This window comes from Rhodococcus sp. NPDC080181 (genome assembly GCF_040702225.1).
GTDB classification, from domain to species: domain Bacteria; phylum Actinomycetota; class Actinomycetes; order Mycobacteriales; family Mycobacteriaceae; genus Rhodococcoides; species Rhodococcoides fascians.
In genome coordinates this window covers 18363-37827 of record NZ_JBFBKN010000023.1, presented here as the reverse complement: position 1 = coordinate 37827, position 19465 = coordinate 18363, and the positions used below count along the sequence as shown (strand labels likewise).

The following is a 19465-nucleotide window of genomic DNA, read 5'->3' as shown; positions in this document are numbered from 1 at the left end:
GATGTTCACGTTGAACGAGGACGAGCGTGCCATCAACGACACAGCTCGTGATTTCGCGGACGAGTTCCTCGCACCGAACGCCGTCGAATGGGATCAGCAGAAGCACTTTCCGGTGGACGTGCTGCGCAAGGCTGCTGCTCTCGGGATGGGTGGCATCTACATTCGTGAAGACGTGGGCGGATCGGGCCTGACCCGCGTCGACGCGGTGCGCATTTTCGAGCAACTCGCCACCGGTGACCCGTCCATCGCGGCCTACATTTCCATCCACAACATGGTCGCCTGGATGATCGACACGTACGGCGACGACGAGCAACGGCAGCGCTGGCTTCCAGGGCTGTGCTCGATGGACCAGCTCGGTAGCTACTGCCTCACCGAACCCGGCGCTGGATCCGATGCGGCAAAGCTCGGTACCAAGGCCGTCCGCGACGGTGACGAGTACGTGCTGGACGGCGTCAAGCAGTTCATCTCCGGCGCAGGCACTTCCGAGGTGTACGTCGTTATGGCCCGCACCGGAGCGCCGGGTCCCCGCGGCATCTCGGCGTTCATCGTGCCGAAGGACACGGCGGGACTGTCGTTCGGAGCGAACGAGAAAAAGATGGGATGGAACGCTCAACCCACCCGCCAGGTGATCTTCGAAGGTGCCCGCGTTCCGGCTGCCAACCTGCTCGGCGGCGAGGGCGACGGATTTCGGATCGCGATGAACGGGCTCAACGGCGGACGCATCAACATCGCCGCGTGCTCGATCGGCGGCGCACAGTCCGCTCTCGACAAGGCCGTGTCCTACCTCGCCGACCGCAACGCATTCGGCGCCAGGTTGCTCGACTCGCAGGCCCTGCAGTTTCGACTGGCGGATTTCAAGACCGAGCTCGAAGCTGCGCGAACTCTGCTGTGGCGAGCAGCGGACGGGTTGCAGAACAATGCAGCCGACAAGGTCGAGATGTGCGCGATGGCCAAGCGTTTCGGTACCGATACCGGCTTCGAGGTCGCCAACGGGGCGCTGCAGTTGCTCGGCGGATACGGTTATCTCGCCGAGTACGGTGTCGAGAAAATCGTTCGCGACCTTCGGGTCCACCAGATTCTGGAAGGTACCAACGAGATCATGCGCGTGGTCGTAGCTCGCTCCATCGTGGGTGCAGCATGAGCGATGTCCTACTGGAGGTTTCGGGCGGGATCGGTCGCATCACTCTGAACCGCCCCAAAGCGATCAACGCACTCTCGCATGCGATGGTGCAGCAGATAGCTCCGGCGTTGGCGCAGTGGGCATCCGACGACAGCGTCGACGTCGTCCTGTTGACCGGAGCCGGCGAGCGCGGATTGTGCGCGGGCGGCGACATAGTCTCGATCTACCACGACGCCAAGGACGGCGGCAGCGGGAGCAAGGACTTCTGGCGCGACGAGTACGTGCTCAACGCCGCGATCGCCCGCTTCCCGAAGCCCTTCGTCGCGATCATGGACGGCATCGTCATGGGCGGTGGCGTCGGGCTCTCGGCCCACGCGAACACCCGCATCGTGACCGAACGTTCGAAGATCGCGATGCCCGAGGTCGGCATCGGATTCATTCCCGATGTCGGTGGCACCTACCTTCTTTCGCGTGCGCCCGGCGAAACCGGTACCCACTTCGCGCTCACCACGGCGCGGATGAATGCGGCCGACGCCATCGCGGTCGGATTCGCCGATCACTACATTCCGTCGGACAAGCTCGAGGAGTTCTACACCGCCCTCGAGACGGTCAGCGTCGGGGAGGCCGTCGACGCGTTCAGCGAGTCGGCTCCGGAATCCACCGTCGCGGCTCAGCAGGAATGGATCGACGAGTGCTACGCAGGTGACGACATCCAGGGCATCGTCGACGCTCTGGCTGCATCGCCGGTGCCGGAGGCGCAGCAGGCCGCAAAGGACATCGCGTCCAAATCGCCGGTGTCTCTTGCGGTGACGCTGCGGTCGCTGCGACGGGCGGCGACGCTGCCCTCCCTCGAGGCCGTGCTCGACGAGGAGTACCGCGTGTCGGTCGCGTCGCTGAGCAGTCACGATCTGGTCGAGGGAATTCGGGCGCAGGTCGTCGACAAGGATCGCAACCCCCAGTGGCAGCCGGCCACGTCGGCGGATGTCACTGCAGAGGACGTCGACCGATACTTCGCGCCCCTGGGCGACGCCGAACTCGGTCTGTCGAAAGCACTTACAGAAGGTGAGCAGTCATGAGCGAGAAGACGATCGGATTCATCGGCCTCGGGCACATGGGTGGACCGATGGCCGCCAACCTGGCTGCGGCCGGGTACACGGTGCAGGGCTTCGATCTTGTTCCCGCGGCGCTGGAGCAGGCCACGAAGGACGGCGTCACTGTGGTGGAGTCCGCGGTTGCGGCCGTCGCCGGAGCCGACATCGTGATCACGATGTTGCCGAACGGGAAACTGGTGCTCGGGCTGTACGGGGACCTGCTTCCGGCCGCGGCACCGGGGACGTTGTTCATCGATTCGTCGACCATCGACGTCGCCGACGCGCATGCCGCGCACCGGCTGGTGCACGAGGCCGGACACCGTAGCCTCGACGCTCCGGTCTCGGGCGGTGTCGGGGGAGCGGCCGCAGGCACGCTCACGTTCATGGTCGGTGGTTCGGAGGACGATTTCGCCTCCGCCGCTGCCGTTCTCGATGTCATGGGCCGCAAGGTCGTGCACTGCGGACCGGCGGGCAACGGCCAGGCCGCCAAGATCTGCAACAACATGATTCTCGGCGTATCGATGATCGCCATCAGCGAGGCCTTCGTGTTGGGCGAGAAGCTCGGTCTGAGCAATCAGGCGCTCTTCGACGTGGCATCGACCGCGTCCGGCCAATGCTGGGCGTTGACGACCAATTGCCCGGTGCCCGGTCCGGTTCCGACGAGCCCGGCGAACAACGAGTACAAGCCCGGATTCGCGGCGGCCCTCATGGACAAGGATCTGGGTCTGGCTGCGAATGCACTGCGCGACAACGGGGTCGAGGGAGTACTCGGACTTCGCGCAGCCGAGCTCTACGCTCGGTTCAAGGAAACGTCCGGTGGCGGAACCGACGTGGACTTCTCCGGCATCATCAACGACATCCGCGAACGCTCGAACGGAGCTGCTCAGTGACCGACTACGAAACCATCCTGCTCGAACGCCGGGGACGCGTCGGCATCATCACGCTGAACCGTCCGAAAGCATTGAACGCGCTGAACTCTCAGTTGATGCGTGAGGTCGTGTCGGTGGTCGAGGAACTCGATGCAGATTCCGAGATCGGTGCCATTCTGATCACCGGATCCGAACGGGCTTTCGCAGCCGGGGCCGACATCAAGGAAATGCAGCCCAAGTCGTACATGGACGTGTACCTCGACGACTTCTTCGCGGCGTGGGATCGACTGGCCGCGGCGCGGACGCCCCTCATCGCGGCGGTCTCCGGTTATGCACTCGGTGGCGGGTGTGAACTCGCGATGCTGTGCGACGTTCTGATCGCCTCGGACACCGCGGTATTCGGACAACCCGAGATCAAGCTCGGCGTCATTCCGGGAATCGGTGGCTCGCAGCGCCTGACGCGTGCGGTAGGCAAGGCCAAGGCCATGGAGATGTGCCTGACCGGCCGGAACATGAAGGTCGAGGAAGCCGAGCGAGCAGGATTGGTCTCGCGCATCGTGCCGGTCGCGGATCTCCTCGACGACGCCATCGCAACCGCGACCACGATCGCCGAGATGTCGCTACCGGTTGCCATGATGGCGAAGGAAGCAGTGAACCGATCGTTCGAGTCGAGCCTTCGTGAGGGAGTTCTGTTCGAGCGCCGCGTGTTTCATTCGACGTTCGCCACGGAGGATCAGAAGGAAGGCATGTCGGCTTTCATCGAGAAGCGCACGCCCAACTTCCAGCACCGGTAGTGCTGGCCGCTCTTTCGGGTCGTTCCGCGGGTTCCACTCGCGTGCTTTCGGGTCGTTCCGCGGGTTCCACTCGCGTGCTTTCGGGTCGTTCCGCGGGCTCCACTCCCACCCCGACCGGTCGTTCCGCGGGCTCCACTTCCGGGGCTGTCCTACCTGTCGGGGGACAGGAGGGCGGCCCCGCGGGCCGAGACCAGCTCGGGCATCGTCGGCACCAGGGTCGTCAGACCGGTCCGCAGTTCGAGAGACCGCGCTATCGAGGTGATGTTAGCGCCGCCGCCGACCACGACGATGGACTGCGGCCTGGCACCGGACAATTCGATGGTCTGCTCCACCAGCATGCCTGCGTAACGGACGGGTCCCGCGATCAGATCGTCGAAGTCGCGCCGTGTCAGCACATGCCGTGCAGTGCCGGCTGGGTCCGTGGTGCTGACGACGGAATCGATGCTCAGTTGCTCCTTGATGGACCGGCTGGCGTCGATTCCGACGCGAACGCCGTTGGACGAGAGCAGCCGGCGCACCGAGTGATCGAGATCGTCGCCGCAGAACGTCGCGGTGCGCCGCGTCATGAGGGTGCGTGTGGACGCGAGATCGATGACGGTGACCGTGGTCCCGGTACTACCGATGTCGCACAGCACGGTGACGCCGTGATTGGGGACCAGCCCGATGAATCGTAGAAACCTCACTTGCGCAGCGGTTTCCGGAACGAGTGAGGCCGTGCGAGCGGTACCTCGGGTGGCGACCGTGCCGGGATCGGTGGCCACCCGGTAGGCAATGGCGGAGAACTGGACCGGGAGCGACATCGTCGCGGCGATGGAATGGATGGCGTCGACGCCGGTGGCGATCGTGGTGGCCAGCGACTGCCCGGGAGCGCGGCGCACCGTCCGCGACACGATGGGTGTGCGGTGGGGGCTGTCCAGATACGTCAGAATTGCGCGTGCACCGTGCGCACCCGCTCCGACCCCCAACACCAGCACCCCGCCCCGCCCTTCAGCAGACCGACTCCGACCTGTTCCCGGAGCAATTGGACCACGAACGGTACGGCTGTGCCATTGTCTTGTGACGAGTCACCATCGAACTCAGAACGATGTGGTGATGTCATCACTGTCGAAATCGCCTGCATCCGAACGCAGTTCCGCGAGGATGCGCACCAGCGCCATCAGCTTGTCGCGCGCGAGCCCGGGCCTGGCGAACACCAGCGTGTTCAGGCGCTCGGTGGCTTCGACCGCCAACGTGCGCCCCTGCTCGGTGATTTCGACCAGGGTTGTCCGTCGATCGCTGGGATGGGGAATGCGGCGCACGTAGCCGACCGATTCGAGGCGGTCCACCGCGTTGGTCACACTGGTGGGGTGCACTTGCAGTCGGGCACTGGCCTTCGCCATCGGTAGCGCGCCGTTCTTGGTGAACGTCAACAACGTCAGCAACTCGTAGCGCGAAAACGTCAGTCCCGTCGGCTTGAGCGCTTCCTCGACTCGGGCCAGCATGATCTGCTGCGCGCGCATCAGCGAGGTGACCGCGGCCATACCGTCGGCGGCATCGGACCACCCGTGCTTGGTCCACTGACGGTGGGCCTCTGCAATGGGGTCGAGGGGAAGCGGCGACGGTGCTGGCATACACACCATCCTCCCACGATGCCCGGTTCGAGCGTCTACCGAATGACGGTGCGAAGTACCGCGAGTGGTACCCGATCGGTGATCGCGGCTCGAGTCCGCGAAATCTGCTCGCGGGCATCGACTGTGCGCGCGCTGTCTGTCTCGTCGACGGTCAGGGCGGCGTCCAACAGGCTCAATTGCGCCAGCACGGCGTCGACATCGTCGGTGGAGCGCGCAGCGCGGCCGACCCTCTCGGCGAGACGAATTCCGGCCTGGACCACCATAGGACTGCCGGTCCCGTAGATGCGCACCGCATCGAGCGCATGGTCGATCAAGATCGAGACGGGCACCCGCCGCACGATCAGTCGCACCTCTCCGTCGGTTCCACGCCGTCCGCGTGACGGTGCCGGCCGTTGGACCAGTGCAACGAGTCCGACGGAGAGATCGTCGATGGCGTTACGCGCCGTGTAGGGATCGTTGACCCCGGTGGACAGCGCCCGGACCGCCATTTCCGTCATCTGCTCGACGGCGAACGCGATGTCGTGGCGCGGCGTCCTACTGGTACCGATGTCGAAAGAAGAGCGGACTCGGTCGATCGATGCGTCGGAGATGTCGGCCGAGCGATCGGCGAGAATGTCGACGAGCGGCTCGCCGGAGACGATGTGCTCGCCCGGGACCCGATGAATCTCGATCAGCGTGCCGTTGTCGCTCGCGATGCCCAGCAGTGCGTCCTCGTCGATGTCGATGATCACCCCGGATGTCTCGGCCAGGACCGTCACGTAGACAGGTGGTTTCGAGATGCCGTCGATCGAAGCGGCGTCGTCGGGACGATCGGTCGGGTAGAGGGAGTCGACGGATTCCGACAACTCGTCGCGGACTCTCGCGGACAGGGTGGCCACCTGAATCGACTGCGCGATGTGGTGGATGAAGTAGACGAGCACGCCCACGTCGACGACGGCGAGCGCGACTGCCACGTTGACGGCGATGTCCGGGACGAACACCGAACCATCGGATTCGATCGAACGAATCGACCGCAGCACCATCAGCGAGTACAGGAACGTCGCCCCGAAGATACCCAGTACTACTTGATTTCCGCGATCGGCCATGAAGTTTCGCACCAGGCGGGGGCCGTACGAGGAGCTGGCCGTGGCGAGGACGGAGATGGTGATGGAGAACGACGTGGCAGCCACCCCCAGCATCGAGCCACCGATCGCCCCGAGGATGTCCCGGCTGCCACTCGCCCCGACGTGATAGAGCAACGAACCCGTCAGGTCCACGCGGGTGTCGAGTAGGTAGCGATCGAGGCTGACGAGCGCCTGCGCCAGTAGGAGTGCGAGAACTCCGAGGACGGCGGGAATAAACCAGAACGACTCCCGCAACCGCGCTATGTGTTCCTTCATGAGCGACAGTCTTCCCGCCCAGGAACGAATCGACACCCGCATTTGGAATCGCGGCGCTCGCTTCGTTCGAACGAGGCTTGCCGGCACAGGCCGGCCTCGATTCGTCTCAAGCGAGCAGAGCAGGCTTTCGTGCCACGGTGACGGCCCAGTCCGCGTCGGCGCGCCAGGGTCGCAGGTTCCAGGTGGAGAATCGATGTTCGACGAAAAATCCGACGGCAGTGAGATCCTCGTGGAGTTCGTCGGCCGTGTATGCCCGGTCGGTGGCGAAGCCGGTGACGAACACTCCGCCGTCGTTCAGATGTGCCCAGATGCGTTCGAGCGCAGCACGTTCGGTGCCGGGCTCCAGAAAAACCAACACGTTGCCGGCCGCGACGACCGCGTCGAACGTGCGATTCAACTCGAGCGTGGTCAGATCCGCGAGATGCACGTCGAGTTCGGGGTGACTACGCGCCTTCTCGACCAGAATCGGATCGAGATCCACGGCGGTGACGTGGTGGCCACGTCGCGCCAGTTCGGCACCGAGTCTGCCCGTACCGCAGCCGGCGTCGAGAATGTCCGACGCGGGGGAGACCACCGCGTCGACCATGCGGGCTTCACCGTGCAGATCCACGCCGCGTTCGGCCAGACGATCGAATCGCTCGATGTACCGGGCGGAGTCGTCGGCGGAGTTCTCGGCTTGCCAGCGCGTGGTCATACCGCCAGGGTAGGTCAGCTCGGTTCGTCGAGGGCCGACCGGGCTTCGGCCACGCGTGCCCGGGCCGCCTCGAGCGCCTCCGCCGTCGACTCTGCCTGTTCGACGCTTTTTCTCTCCGCGGCCCGCGCTGCCTTCGCTGTGGCTCTCGCGGCCTCCAGCTCGGCTTCGAGTCTCTCGACTTCTGCTGTCGCGCTGCGTCGTTCGGACGCAGCGCGCTCCGTGCCCTGGTCGGCAGCGTCGGCCGCATCACGTGCGGCATCGAATGCGGTTTCGGCAGAGTCGAGTTCGGCAACCAGGCGATCGTGTTCCGCCTGGCGCAGCAACTCGGCTTCGTTCTCGGCATCGGATTCCGCTGCGGACTCGGGCGCGTCATCGGCAATGTCCGGTTCGCCGTCGTCCTCGGTCTCGGTCTCGGTCTCAGGAGGATCCGGAACGAGCGAGAGCAGCGCGGGGCCGAAGCCGCTGTATGTCTCGGCCACCACCGTTCGGCCCGCACGAACCCGGTCGCGGATCTCCGGATCGGCCATTGCGGCATTGAGGGTGTTGGAAACCTCGCGCGCCGCGTTGTCGCCGACGGTCACGCCACGTTCGCGACCCAATACCACGGCTCGATCGGTGAGCGCGCGTATCGAAGCGCTTCGAGCGGTGGACAACTCACGCAGTCGATGACCGTCGCCGCGTTGCTGAGCCCGTTCGAGTTCGGCACCGAGGTCGAACAACTCGGCGACCGCGGATTCGTCCTGACGAGCGAGTGTGTTCACCAACCAGGCCACGACAGTGGGTTTACGGAGTCCGCCGATACGAGTGGCACCGGACTTGTCTCCGGCCTTCTTGAACCGGGTCACATACGCCGATCGGTGCGACACGAAGTCGGCGGGTGCCAGTGAATACAGCTCGTCGATGACGGTGTCGATATCGGGGAGATCCTCGGACATGTGAACAGTCCGTCTCGTTCGAGCAGTCACCTCGGAGAAGTGACATGCGTGAAAGATGTGTGCCCCCGGCAGGATTCGAACCTGCGGCCTTTCGCTCCGGAGGCGAACGCTCTATCCCCTGAGCTACGGGGGCGCACCGGCTTCAGCCGGCGTGCCTGTTGGGCTGTACGAAAGACTAGCGCATGTGCAACGCGAGCCGAAATCACCCCTCGGGCAGCGGCTGCGCACCCTTCGCCGCGAGCATCTGCTTCATCAGAGTCGACTCACTCGTCTGCGTTGCCACCATGGACTTTGCCAGGTTGATCACCGCAGGAGACTGCGCGTGTGTCTGGGCGTACTCCATCATCGCCAGGCCGCCCTCGTGGTGACGCAGCATCAGCTGCAAGAACATGACGTCGACGTCGGTTCCGGTCGCTTGGCGTAGTGCGGCGAGCTCGGTGGAGCTGGCCATGCCGGGCATGGCTCTGGTGGGATCGGAGGATCCCGGTTCCATCGACATGCCGCCCATCGAATGGCCGTGAGAGTCGTCGGCCGTCATCCAGGTCATGTAGCCGTCGGTCGAGATCGGCGCGCGGTCCCACAATGCGAGCCAGCCCTGCATCTGGCCCACCTGATTCTGTTGCGAGGTGAGCATGTCGAACGCCAGGCTCTTGACGGCCTGATCGGGCGCGTTGGTCAACGCGACCGCGGCCATTTCGATGGCCTGGTTGTGGTGCACCGTCATGTCCTGGGCAAATCCGACGTCGACCGAATCTGCTGCGGGGGAGTTGTCACCGCTGCGGAACGGATTCTGCGCCAGGAAGCCCAGCGCGAATCCGATCGCCAGTACGGCGATCACGGCCAAGGCGACCAGCGCAGTGCGCTGGCTCCGCTTGGTCTCGGGGACGCCGTCGACCGAGTCGACTGTCGATTCGGTCATCAGCTCGCGGGCACCTGGAGATCGCTGGGCAGCTGTGCTCCGCCGGGCAACTGTGCTCCGCCGGGCAGGCCGCTCGGCATTCCGCCTGCGCCGCTGGTCTCGCTGGCGTCGGGAGTGATGCCTGCGCCGTCCATCGGAACGGCGTCCGCACCCGGGGCCGAAGCGTCGAACAGCGGCGGGTTGTCGGGATCGAACGCGTTGTCACCGACTCCGGGCACGGATGCGCAGCTTGCACCGACCTCCGGGTAGGCGAATCGGTTGAGGCGCAGAGCCGAGATGAACTGACCGATGCGCTCGTCGTCGACGCTGTCGAGCTTGAGCTGGTGACCCCAGGACTGCAGCGAGACGGGAGTGTCGAGGCCCGGGTACGGCGACATCATCATCTGCGTTTCCCCGTCGACGCGGTCGGCGAGGGACTGAATCTGGTCCTCGTTGAGGTCGTCGGGGTTGTACGTCACCCAGACCGCTCCGTGTTCGAGGGAGTGCACAGCGTTCTCGGTGCGGATGGCCTCGGGGTAGACGATGCCGGTGCAGGTGGCCCACACCGCATCGTGCGGTCCACCGAACGGCGGCGTCTGGTCGTAGGCGACGCGTTGCGCGCGCCCGACGTGCAGGGCTGCCGGGTATTCCTTGATGGTGACGCCGTCGATTCCCGTCGACGGATCCTGATTGCTCTCGCTGGGCGCGAATTTCTGCGCCTCGGCGCGGTCCTGGTACTTGGGGTAGAGGTTGACCCCGAGGCCCACGACGAGTCCGACGACCACAACGACACCGGCAACCGTCAGCCAGGGAATCTGTCTGCCCTTGGCGGCGGGGACACCGCCCTGCTTCTTGCGAGCTGACTTCTTGTTGGCTGCACTGATGGCTTTGTCTGCCTTCGCAGCCGACTTGTTCTGACTGCCTTTGTCGGGACCCGTTGGCATCGCTGTGGTTGCTCTCTCAGTCGAGGAAAAGTGGGTGGTCGGTAGCGCTGGTGGTACGTATCTGCTGGTGACGGCCGTACTCGACGGTCGTCCGCGCAGAGCGCCCCTACTGTACGTTCTCTGTCTGAGAGCGTGCTCAGAGCCCGTGTGGACCGCATCGGCCAGGTGGCCCCGCGCTCGGACGGGCAGTGGATGCGAGTATGCCGCACACCAGCCAATAGGATGGCTACCTGTGACTCCCGCCGATCTTGCCGAATTGCTTCACGCGACCGCCGCCAAGGTGCTTGCCGACCGCGGCCTGGACGCATCCGTTCTCCCTGCGAAGCTCACGGTCGAGCGTCCCCGCAATCCCGAGCACGGTGACTATGCCACCAATGTGGCGCTGCAGGTGGCGAAGAAGGCCGGAGCCAATCCCCGTGATTTCGCCGGCTGGCTCGCCGAGGCGCTCGCGGCCGACGCCGCGATCGCCAGTGCCGACGTCGCAGGCCCCGGCTTTCTGAACATCAGGCTGGCTGCCGCAGCGCAGGGCGAGATCGTTGCCCGCGTGCTGGCCGCCGGTGCCGAGTTCGGCAACGGATCCTCGATGGCAGGCAAGAAGGTCAACCTCGAGTTCGTCTCGGCCAACCCCACCGGACCGGTGCACCTCGGTGGAACCCGATGGGCTGCGGTCGGCGATGCCCTCGGACGCATCCTGACCGCGCACGGAGCCGAGGTCACTCGCGAGTACTACTTCAACGATCACGGCGCTCAGATCGATCGCTTCAGCCGGTCGCTCATCGCCGCGGCCAAGGGAGAGCCGGCACCGGAGAACGGGTATGCGGGCGAGTACATCGCCGAGATCGCACAGCAGGTGCTGGCGAAGGAGCCAGAAGCGCTGGCGCTGGCACCCGAGGCGCAGGACGAGACCTTCCGGTCGATCGGTACCCAGCTGATGTTCGACCGCATCAAGGCCAACCTGCACGAATTCGGTGTCGATTTCGACGTCTACTTCCACGAGAACTCACTCTTCGAGTCCGGTGCCGTCGAAAAATCGGTCGACTACCTCAAGAGCTCGGGGAGCCTGTACGAGGAAGACGGTGCATGGTGGCTTCGGTCCACCGAGTACGGCGACGACAAGGATCGCGTCGTCATCAAGAGCGACGGTAATGCTGCCTACATTGCAGGCGACATCGCGTACTTCCAGAACAAGCGTCAGCGCGGATTCGACCTGTGCATCTACATGCTCGGAGCAGACCACCACGGTTACATCGGTCGACTCAAGGCCGCCGCCGCTGCATTCGGCGACGACCCCGAGACCGTCGAGGTGCTGATCGGGCAGATGGTCAACCTCGTTCGCGACGGCGTCGCGGTGAAGATGAGCAAGCGGGCAGGCACCGTCATCACGCTCGACGATCTGGTCGAAGCCATCGGCGTCGACGCGTCGCGCTACGTCATGATCCGGTCGTCCGTCGACTCGAGCATCGACATCGACCTCGCCCTGTGGGCCAGCGCCAGCAACGAGAACCCGGTGTACTACGTCCAGTACGCCCACGCCCGGTTGGCATCGCTCGCGCGCAATGCCGCCGAACTGGGGATCTCGGGCGACGATCCCGATCTGAGCCTGCTGACGCACGAGCAGGAGGGCGAGTTGATCAGGACGATCGGCGAGTACCCGCGGGTGGTGGCCAGTGCCGCCGAACTACGCGAACCACATCGGATCGCCCGCTACCTCGAAGAACTGGCGGGGGCCTACCACCGGTTCTACGGCGCGTGTCGAGTACTTCCCCAAGGAGACGAGGAGCCCGGACCTGTGAACACCGCACGACTGGCATTGGGCAACGCAACCCGACAGGTTCTGGCCAACGGCCTCGAACTGCTCGGTGTCAGCGCACCGGAGCGCATGTGAGCGCACATCCGGCAGGGCCCAAGCACGCCGATGCCCCAGCCAAGCAGTCGATGTCCGAGCGTCCGAGCGCCGCGTCGGACATGACGACGCTTCCCGAACAGGTGTGGCCACGCAACGCGGCACGCGGCGACGACGGCACGGTTCGGCTCGCGGGGGTGTCGGTCACCGACCTCGCGGCGCAGTACGGCACCCCACTGTTCGTCGTGGACGAGGACGACTTCCGCGCACGCTGCCGCGAGATGGCCGCTGCGTTCGGGGCACCCGAACGAGTTCACTACGCCTCCAAGGCATTTCTGTGTGGCGAGATCGCTCGTTGGGTGGCCGACGAGGGTCTCTCGCTCGACATCTGCTCGGGCGGTGAGCTGGCCATCGCCCTGGCTGCCGGATTCCCGGCGGATCGAATTGCGATGCACGGCAACAACAAATCCGTGGCCGAGCTCGAGGCCGGAGTGAGTGCCGGAGTCGAGCACGTCGTTCTCGACTCCAATATCGAGATCGACCGTCTCGACGCCGTGGCCGGTTCGGCCGGTGTGGTGCAGGACGTGCTGATTCGTATCACCGTCGGCGTCGAGGCACACACGCACGAGTTCATCGCGACCGCCCACGAGGATCAGAAGTTCGGCTTCTCGCTCGCCGACGGCTCGGCGATCGAAGCCGTCCGTCGGGTGTTCGCCGCAGACAACCTTCGTCTCGTGGGGCTGCACAGTCACATCGGCTCGCAGATCTTCGAGGTCGACGGTTTCGAGCTGGCTGCGCACAAGGTCATCGGGCTGCTGCGCGACATCGTTGCCGAGTTCGGCGTGGACAAGACCTCGCAGATCTCGACGCTCGATCTCGGTGGCGGCATGGGTATTTCGTACGTACCGAGTGACGATCCGCCGCCCGTCGACCAATTGGCGGCCAAGCTGGCGAGCATCGTCGAGACGGAGTCGGCCGCGGCCGGTTTGCCGGTTCCGACCATTGCCGTCGAGCCGGGTCGAGCCATCGCCGGGCCGGGCACCGTGACGGTCTACGAGGTGGGCACCGTCAAGGACGTCACCGTCGACAACGCCACCCGCAGGCGGTACATCAGTGTCGACGGCGGTATGAGCGACAACATTCGTACGTCGCTGTATCAGGCCGAGTACGACTGCCGCTTGGTCTCGCGTACCAGCGACGCCGACGCCGTGATGGCTCGCGTGGTCGGAAAGCACTGTGAGAGTGGCGATATCGTCATCAAGAACACGTGGATGCCGGCCGACGTCGGGCCCGGTGATCTGCTCGCCGTCGCAGCCACCGGTGCTTACTGCTACTCCATGTCCAGCCGCTACAACCTGCTGACGCGGCCCGCTGTGGTCGCGGTCAAGGACGGGCGTGCGCGCCTGATCCTGCGGCGGGAAACCATCGAAGATCTGCTCAGCTTGGAGGTTCAGCCATGACATCGAAGCCGATAGGCGTCGCCGTACTCGGACTCGGAAACGTCGGTAGCGAGGTCGTCCGGATCATCACCGAGAATGCAGCGGACTTCGAGGCCAGAATCGGTGCGCCACTGGAGATTCGGGGAATCGCGGTACGTCGGATCGACGGCGATCGCGGAGTACCGGCCGAACTGCTCACCGACGACCCGGCCGAATTGGTCGGTCGCGACGACGTCGACATCGTCGTCGAGGTGCTCGGCGGTATCGACATCCCACGCAAGCTGGTGTTGTCGGCGCTCGAGAACGGCAAGTCCGTCATCACTGCGAACAAGGCCCTGCTCGCCGAATACACCGGAGAGTTGGCCGACGCGGCCGAGAAATCGCGCGCCGACCTGTATTTCGAGGCAGCTGTCGCCGGAGCCATTCCGGTGGTGCGGCCGTTGATGCAGTCCTTGGCAGGCGACCGCGTGAACAAGGTCGCGGGCATCGTCAACGGCACCACCAACTTCATCCTGTCGGCCATGGACGAGACCGGTGCGGACTACGCCGAAACCCTCGCCGAGGCAGGGCGACTGGGATACGCCGAGGCCGATCCGACCGCCGATGTCGAGGGCTACGACGCCGCGTCCAAGGCGGCCATCCTCGCCTCGATCGCGTTCCACACTCGGGTCACGGCCGGCGACGTCTACCGCGAGGGCATCAGCAAGATCACTGCAGACGACCTCGAGACCGCGAAGTCTCTCGACTGCACCATCAAATTGCTGGCCATCTGCGAGCGCATCACCACGCCCAAGGGCAAGGAGCGCATCTCGGCCCGGGTCTACCCGGCACTCGTTCCGCTCGATCACCCGTTGGCGTCGGTGAACGGCGCGTTCAACGCCGTCGTCGTCGAGGCCGAGGCCGCAGGCCGGTTGATGTTCTACGGCCAGGGTGCGGGCGGCGCGCCGACGGCGTCCGCTGTGCTCGGCGACCTGGTGATGGCCGCGCGCAACAAGTTCTACGGAGGCCGCGGCCCACTCGAGTCCAAGTACGCCAAGCTCAAGGTGGCCCCGATGGGTGACATCCTCACCCGGTACTACGTCAGCATGCAGGTGGCCGACAAGCCCGGCGTTCTCGCTACCGTGGCCGCCGAATTCTCCAAGCGCGACGTCAGCATCTCCACCGTGCGCCAGCACGGCGCGGGTGACGGGGCCAGGCTCGTCGTGGTCACGCACCTCGCGGCCGATTCCGCACTGTCCGACACCGTTGCATCCCTCGAGCAGTTGGACGTGGTCGTCCACGTCGCCAGCGTTCTCAGATTGGAAGGCACCACAGTATGAGCGTCCACACCCCCTGGCCCGGTCTGATCGAGGCGTACCGCTCGCGTCTGGCGATCGGTCCCGACTGGAAGACCGTCACCCTGCGCGAGGGCGGCACCCCGCTGCTGCCCGCCGGGCACCTGTCCGAATTGACCGGCTGCACAGTGCACCTGAAGGTCGAGGGACTCAACCCCACCGGCTCGTTCAAGGACCGCGGCATGACCATGGCCGTCACCGACGCGCTCGCCCGTGGGCAAGAAGCAGTGCTGTGCGCGTCCACCGGCAACACCTCGGCGTCCGCTGCGGCCTACGCGGCCAAGGCCGGCATGTCCTGTGCCGTACTGGTTCCGCAGGGCAAGATCGCGATGGGCAAGCTGGCTCAGGCAGTCATGCACGGCGCGAAGATCATTCAGGTCCAGGGCAACTTCGACGACTGCCTCGAACTGGCGCGCAAGACCACGGCCGAGTTCCCGACGATCGGTCTGGTCAACTCCGTCAACCCCGTGCGTATCGAGGGGCAGAAGACCGCGGCGTTCGAGATCTGCGACGCCCTCGGCGATGCACCCGACATCCATGCTCTACCGGTCGGCAACGCGGGCAACATCACCGCGTACTGGCGCGGGTACTCCGAGTACTTCCGCGACGGCCTCACCACCCGCAAGCCGCGGATGCTCGGCGTGCAGGCCGCGGGTGCCGCTCCTCTGGTTCACGGTGCGCCCGTGAAGGACCCGGAAACGATCGCGACCGCAATCCGGATCGGCTCACCCGCATCCTGGAACGGTGCCGTCAATGCCAAGGAAGAATCGAACGGAGCATTCCGGGCCGCGACCGACGAGGAGATCCTCGAGGCGTACCGGTTGATTGCGAAGACCGAGGGCGTGTTCGTCGAACCGGCCTCCGCGGCCAGCGTCGCCGGACTGTTGGCGGCTCGAAAGGAAGGGTGGCTGGAGCCGGGCCTGACCGTTGTCTGCACGGTGACCGGCAACGGTCTCAAGGATCCCGACACTGCACTGTCGGGAATGCCTGTCGTGGAACCGATTTCGGTCGATCCCGTCGCTGTTGCGGCTGCGCTCGAGCTGGCCTGAGTTGACGGAATCTCCGGCAATGACGAAGACGCTTCCCATCGGGCTCACGGTGACCGCGCGTGTGCCGGCCTCCAGTGCCAACATCGGCCCCGGATTCGACAGTCTCGGAATGGCTTTGGGCCTGTACGACGAGATCGAGGTCACGACCACGGCGTCGGGCCTGTCGATCCACGTCGACGGTGAGGGGTCGGCGGACGTTCCGTGGGGACCGACGCACCTCGTCGTGCGGGCCATCGAGCGGGGTCTGGAAGCGGCCGGAGTGTGGGCGGATGGATTGAATGTCCACTGCCGCAACGTCATTCCGCATTCGAGAGGTCTCGGATCCTCGGCCTCGGCCGTGGTCGGCGGGCTCGCCGCGGCCAATGCACTCGCGTCGAAGGTGGACCCCGCGCTGTCGTTGTCGGACAGTCAGTTGGTGCAGTTGTCGTCCGAGTTCGAGGGGCACCCCGACAACGCGTCGGCGAGTTGCCTCGGCGGTGCCGTCGTGTCGTGGAGCGAACCGCCCAATGCCAGTGTGACGGCACGCAAGTACGCCGCCGTGCGCCTGGACGTACATCCCAGCATCAAGGTCGTCGTGCTCGTGCCCTCCGAGCGCTCCTCGACCTCGCACACACGGGGATTGCTGCCGGAGTTGGTGCCGCACCGCGACGCCGCCTTCAACGTCAGTCGCAGTGCGCTCGCCGTCGTCGCATTGACCGAGCGTCCGGATCTGCTGATGGCTGCCACCGAGGATCTACTGCATCAGGGCCAGCGGGCACAGGCGCTGCCCGACACCACCCGGTGGATCGCGACGTTGCGCGCCCGCTCGATCGCCGCGGTGGTGTCGGGAGCAGGCCCTACCGTCATGGCCCTGTGCACCGAAGAATTCCCGGCCGATCTGCGCGACGCTGCGCTGGCCGAGGGATGGCGAGTTCTCGACCTCGAGGTGGCCGACGGAGTCACGGTCGCATGACCGACACCGAATAGGGTTCTTGCCGAGCGAGGACAACGACGCTATGGTGAACCCTGTCCGTACATCGTGCGCTTCAGACGCCGGTTTCGTCAGGGCAATCAGGTCACTGTATTCGGGGGAGTTCAGAACGTCCGAGTGATGTGACGCTCCTGGCTCGGTCCTTCCCGTAGTTCGCTGCGGTCCCGGACCGATGGTGTCGTCGGCGGAGTGCGTCGAACATGAACGGCAATATCCGAGTTCGGCAGAAAGCCGAGCTGCGGAACGAACCCTCGGCTGCGCATCGAGCGAGCGAGGGAAGGAAAGGACCTCCGTGACCGATACGGAACTCATCTCTGCGCCCGAAACGTCACGCCGTCGCGCCGGCCTGTCCGGAATGGTTCTCACCGAGCTACGCAGCCTCGCTGGCGAACTCGGCATCAAGAGCATCTCCGGCATGCGCAAGGGCGATCTGATCGCGGCCATCACCGAGCGTCAATCGGGCACCGCGCCGGCCAAGTCCGCTGCGCCGAAGTCCGATGCGCCGAAGAGCGATGCACCGAAGGCCGACGCTCCCAAGGCTCGACGCGCTGCTGCGTCGGCACCGGTTGCCGACGAACGACCCGCAATCGACACTGCTCCCGAGCCTGCGACGGCTGCCGACACGTCGGACGCAGCACCCGAGGCCGGACGTCGCACCCGGGGCCGCCGCGCCGCGGGTCGCCGCGCAGGTGCGCCCGACCAGTTGCCACTGGACGGCAGCGGCGACACGGCCGCATCGGCCCCCGCTACCGCGGAGTCGACCGCTGCAGCGGAGACCACCGACAAGCAGGACGATTCCGGCGAGAACGCCGCAGCGGAGCGCCCACGTCGTAGCCGCGGCGAGCGCAACCGCCAGGACGGTGCCGAGCGCGAACCGCGTGACACCGACAACGGCAACCGCAACCAGAACGACCGCAACCAGAACGACCGCAACCAGGGCGACCGCAACCAGGGCGACCGCAACCAGGGCGATCGCAACCAGGGGGACCGGGACGGCGGCAATCGCGACAATGCGGGTCGCAACCAGGGCGACCGGGACAACTCGAACCGCGACTCCAACCGTGAGAACGGCAACCGCAATCAGAACGACCGCGGCGGACGCAATCGCAATCAAGGCGACGGCCGCAACGAAAACCGAAACGACAATCGCAACGAGGACCGCAACAACGGCCCGCGCGACAACCGTGACAACAACCAGGACGACGACGGCGAAGGCCGCGGTCGCAGGGGTCGACGGTTCCGTGAGCGTCGTCGTGGACGCGACCGCGGCGAGGGCAACGAGGGCGGCGGCGGTCGCGAGCGCGACACCGAGATCCGCGAGGACGATGTTCTCCAGCCGGTAGCCGGCATTCTCGACGTTCTCGACAACTACGCGTTCGTTCGGACCTCGGGTTACCTGGCCGGACCGAACGACGTCTACGTGTCGATGAACCTGGTGCGCAAGAACGGCCTTCGCCGCGGCGACGCCGTCACCGGTGCCGTTCGGGTGGCGCGTGAAGGTGAGCAGTCGGGTCAGCGTCAGAAGTTCAACCCGCTGGTGCGTCTGGATACCGTCAACGGGGGAGAGGTCGAGGCCGCGCGCAAGCGTCCGGAGTTCGGCAAGCTCACCCCGCTGTACCCCAACCAGCGGCTGCGCCTCGAGACCCAGCAGAACATCCTGACCACGCGCATCATCGACCTGGTGATGCCCATCGGTAAGGGTCAGCGCGCGTTGATCGTCAGCCCCCCGAAGGCCGGTAAGACGAGCGTTCTGCAGGCCATCGCCAACGCGATCGCCATCAACAACCCCGAGTGCTACCTGATGGTCATCCTCGTCGACGAGCGTCCCGAGGAAGTGACCGACATGCAGCGCTCGGTCAAGGGCGAGGTCATCGCCTCGACGTTCGACCGTCCGCCGGGTGACCACACGGCGGTCGCCGAGCTGGCGATCGAGCGTGCCAAGCGTCTGGTCGAGGCCGGCCAGGACGTGGTTGTCCTGCTCGACTCGATCACCCGTCTGGGCCGCGCGTACAACAACAGCTCGCCTGCTTCGGGCCGCATCCTCTCCGGTGGTGTCGACTCGACCGCGCTGTACCCGCCCAAGCGATTCCTCGGCGCGGCACGAAACATCGAGCACGGTGGTTCGCTGACGATCATCGCCACGGCCATGGTCGAGACCGGATCCACCGGCGACACCGTGATCTTCGAGGAGTTCAAGGGCACCGGTAACGCCGAGCTCAAGCTCGATCGCAAGATCGCCGAGCGCCGGGTGTTCCCGGCGGTGGACATCAACCCGTCCAGCACCCGTCACGACGAGCTTCTTCTCGCTCCGGACGAGGCGGCCGTGGTGCACAAGCTGCGTCGCGTGTTGTCCGGTCTCGACTCGCATCAGGCCATCGACCTGCTGGTCGATCGCCTGAAGAAGAGCAAGAACAACCTCGAATTCCTGATGGAAGTGTCGAAGACAGCTCCCGGCGGCATCAACGATTGATCCCGTGTTCCCCGGGTCCGAGGGTC

At 65.5% G+C, this 19465-nt stretch carries 17 protein-coding genes and 1 tRNA gene; 10 read left to right on the top strand and 8 right to left on the bottom strand.

All coding sequences use genetic code 11. The features are described 5' to 3' along the window. The first annotated feature begins 1 nt into the window (after position 1). The 4 genes from AB0O58_RS21745 to AB0O58_RS21730 are packed head-to-tail and all read left to right on the top strand — an operon-like array spanning position 2 to position 3874. A complete protein-coding gene (locus tag AB0O58_RS21745; protein WP_032383699.1) occupies positions 2 to 1141 on the top strand; it encodes an isobutyryl-CoA dehydrogenase in 1140 nt (379 codons plus the stop codon). Then, complete coding sequence (locus AB0O58_RS21740; RefSeq protein WP_048320670.1) at positions 1138 to 2196, top strand: enoyl-CoA hydratase/isomerase family protein; 1059 nt, start codon at positions 1138 to 1140, stop codon at positions 2194 to 2196. Before AB0O58_RS21745 ends, AB0O58_RS21740 begins: the two co-directional genes overlap by 4 nt. Then, the gene (gene mmsB / locus AB0O58_RS21735; protein ID WP_027497925.1) at positions 2193 to 3101 is read left to right on the top strand and encodes a 3-hydroxyisobutyrate dehydrogenase; all 909 of its coding nucleotides are present in this window, start codon (positions 2193 to 2195) and stop codon (positions 3099 to 3101) included. The genes AB0O58_RS21740 and mmsB overlap by 4 nt, the downstream gene beginning before the upstream one ends. Beyond that, positions 3098 to 3874: an enoyl-CoA hydratase gene (locus AB0O58_RS21730; protein ID WP_027497924.1), complete on the top strand. Its 777-nt coding sequence runs from the start codon at positions 3098 to 3100 to the stop codon at positions 3872 to 3874. The genes mmsB and AB0O58_RS21730 overlap by 4 nt, the downstream gene beginning before the upstream one ends. Positions 3875 to 4023: 149 nt before the next feature. On the opposite strand, the gene AB0O58_RS21725 is transcribed toward AB0O58_RS21730, so the two are convergent. The 8 genes from AB0O58_RS21725 to AB0O58_RS21690 form a co-directional block, all read right to left on the bottom strand. Beyond that, on the bottom strand, positions 4024 to 4848 hold the full coding sequence (locus AB0O58_RS21725; protein ID WP_032365572.1) for a hypothetical protein: 825 nt from the start codon (positions 4846 to 4848) through the stop codon (positions 4024 to 4026). A gap of 102 nt (positions 4849 to 4950) precedes the next feature. Next, the gene (locus AB0O58_RS21720; RefSeq protein ID WP_048320672.1) at positions 4951 to 5484 is read right to left on the bottom strand and encodes a MarR family transcriptional regulator; all 534 of its coding nucleotides are present in this window, start codon (positions 5482 to 5484) and stop codon (positions 4951 to 4953) included. Positions 5485 to 5519: 35 nt separating this feature from the next. Next, a complete protein-coding gene (locus tag AB0O58_RS21715; protein WP_052060463.1) occupies positions 5520 to 6863 on the bottom strand; it encodes a DUF2254 domain-containing protein in 1344 nt (447 codons plus the stop codon). A gap of 106 nt (positions 6864 to 6969) precedes the next feature. After that, positions 6970 to 7557: a class I SAM-dependent methyltransferase gene (locus AB0O58_RS21710; protein WP_363798817.1), complete on the bottom strand. Its 588-nt coding sequence runs from the start codon at positions 7555 to 7557 to the stop codon at positions 6970 to 6972. A 14-nt stretch (positions 7558 to 7571) separates the two neighbouring features. Beyond that, positions 7572 to 8492, bottom strand: coding sequence for a hypothetical protein (locus tag AB0O58_RS21705; protein WP_027497920.1), 921 nt, complete (start codon positions 8490 to 8492; stop codon positions 7572 to 7574). A 60-nt stretch (positions 8493 to 8552) separates the two neighbouring features. After that, positions 8553 to 8625, bottom strand: a tRNA-Arg gene (locus AB0O58_RS21700). Between the two features lie 69 nt (positions 8626 to 8694). After that, a complete protein-coding gene (locus tag AB0O58_RS21695) occupies positions 8695 to 9411 on the bottom strand; it encodes a DUF305 domain-containing protein (RefSeq protein ID WP_027497919.1) in 717 nt (238 codons plus the stop codon). After that, positions 9411 to 10334: a DUF3105 domain-containing protein gene (locus tag AB0O58_RS21690; RefSeq protein ID WP_027497918.1), complete on the bottom strand. Its 924-nt coding sequence runs from the start codon at positions 10332 to 10334 to the stop codon at positions 9411 to 9413. The genes AB0O58_RS21695 and AB0O58_RS21690 overlap by 1 nt, the downstream gene beginning before the upstream one ends. 232 nt (positions 10335 to 10566) lie before the next feature. Here AB0O58_RS21690 and argS point away from each other — a divergent pair, with 232 nt between their 5' ends. From argS to rho, 6 genes are all read left to right on the top strand, one after another. Then, positions 10567 to 12219, top strand: coding sequence for an arginine--tRNA ligase (gene argS / locus AB0O58_RS21685; RefSeq protein ID WP_027497917.1), 1653 nt, complete (start codon positions 10567 to 10569; stop codon positions 12217 to 12219). After that, entirely contained in the window at positions 12216 to 13637 is a 1422-nt protein-coding gene (lysA, locus tag AB0O58_RS21680) for a diaminopimelate decarboxylase (RefSeq protein ID WP_032365576.1), read from the top strand. The genes argS and lysA overlap by 4 nt, the downstream gene beginning before the upstream one ends. After that, entirely contained in the window at positions 13634 to 14935 is a 1302-nt protein-coding gene (locus AB0O58_RS21675; RefSeq protein ID WP_027497915.1) for a homoserine dehydrogenase, read from the top strand. Before lysA ends, AB0O58_RS21675 begins: the two co-directional genes overlap by 4 nt. Continuing rightward, positions 14932 to 15999, top strand: coding sequence for a threonine synthase (thrC, locus tag AB0O58_RS21670; RefSeq protein ID WP_027497914.1), 1068 nt, complete (start codon positions 14932 to 14934; stop codon positions 15997 to 15999). The genes AB0O58_RS21675 and thrC overlap by 4 nt, the downstream gene beginning before the upstream one ends. Before the next feature lie 19 nt (positions 16000 to 16018). Further along, positions 16019 to 16951 carry a homoserine kinase gene (thrB, locus tag AB0O58_RS21665; RefSeq protein ID WP_032365577.1) on the top strand — a complete coding sequence of 311 codons (933 nt, stop codon included), beginning with the start codon at positions 16019 to 16021 and terminating at the stop codon, positions 16949 to 16951. A gap of 310 nt (positions 16952 to 17261) precedes the next feature. Further along, positions 17262 to 19439 (top strand): transcription termination factor Rho, encoded by a 2178-nt coding sequence (gene rho / locus AB0O58_RS21660; protein WP_230593565.1) that lies wholly within the window; start codon positions 17262 to 17264, stop codon positions 19437 to 19439. Positions 19440 to 19465: the final 26 nt, after the last annotated feature.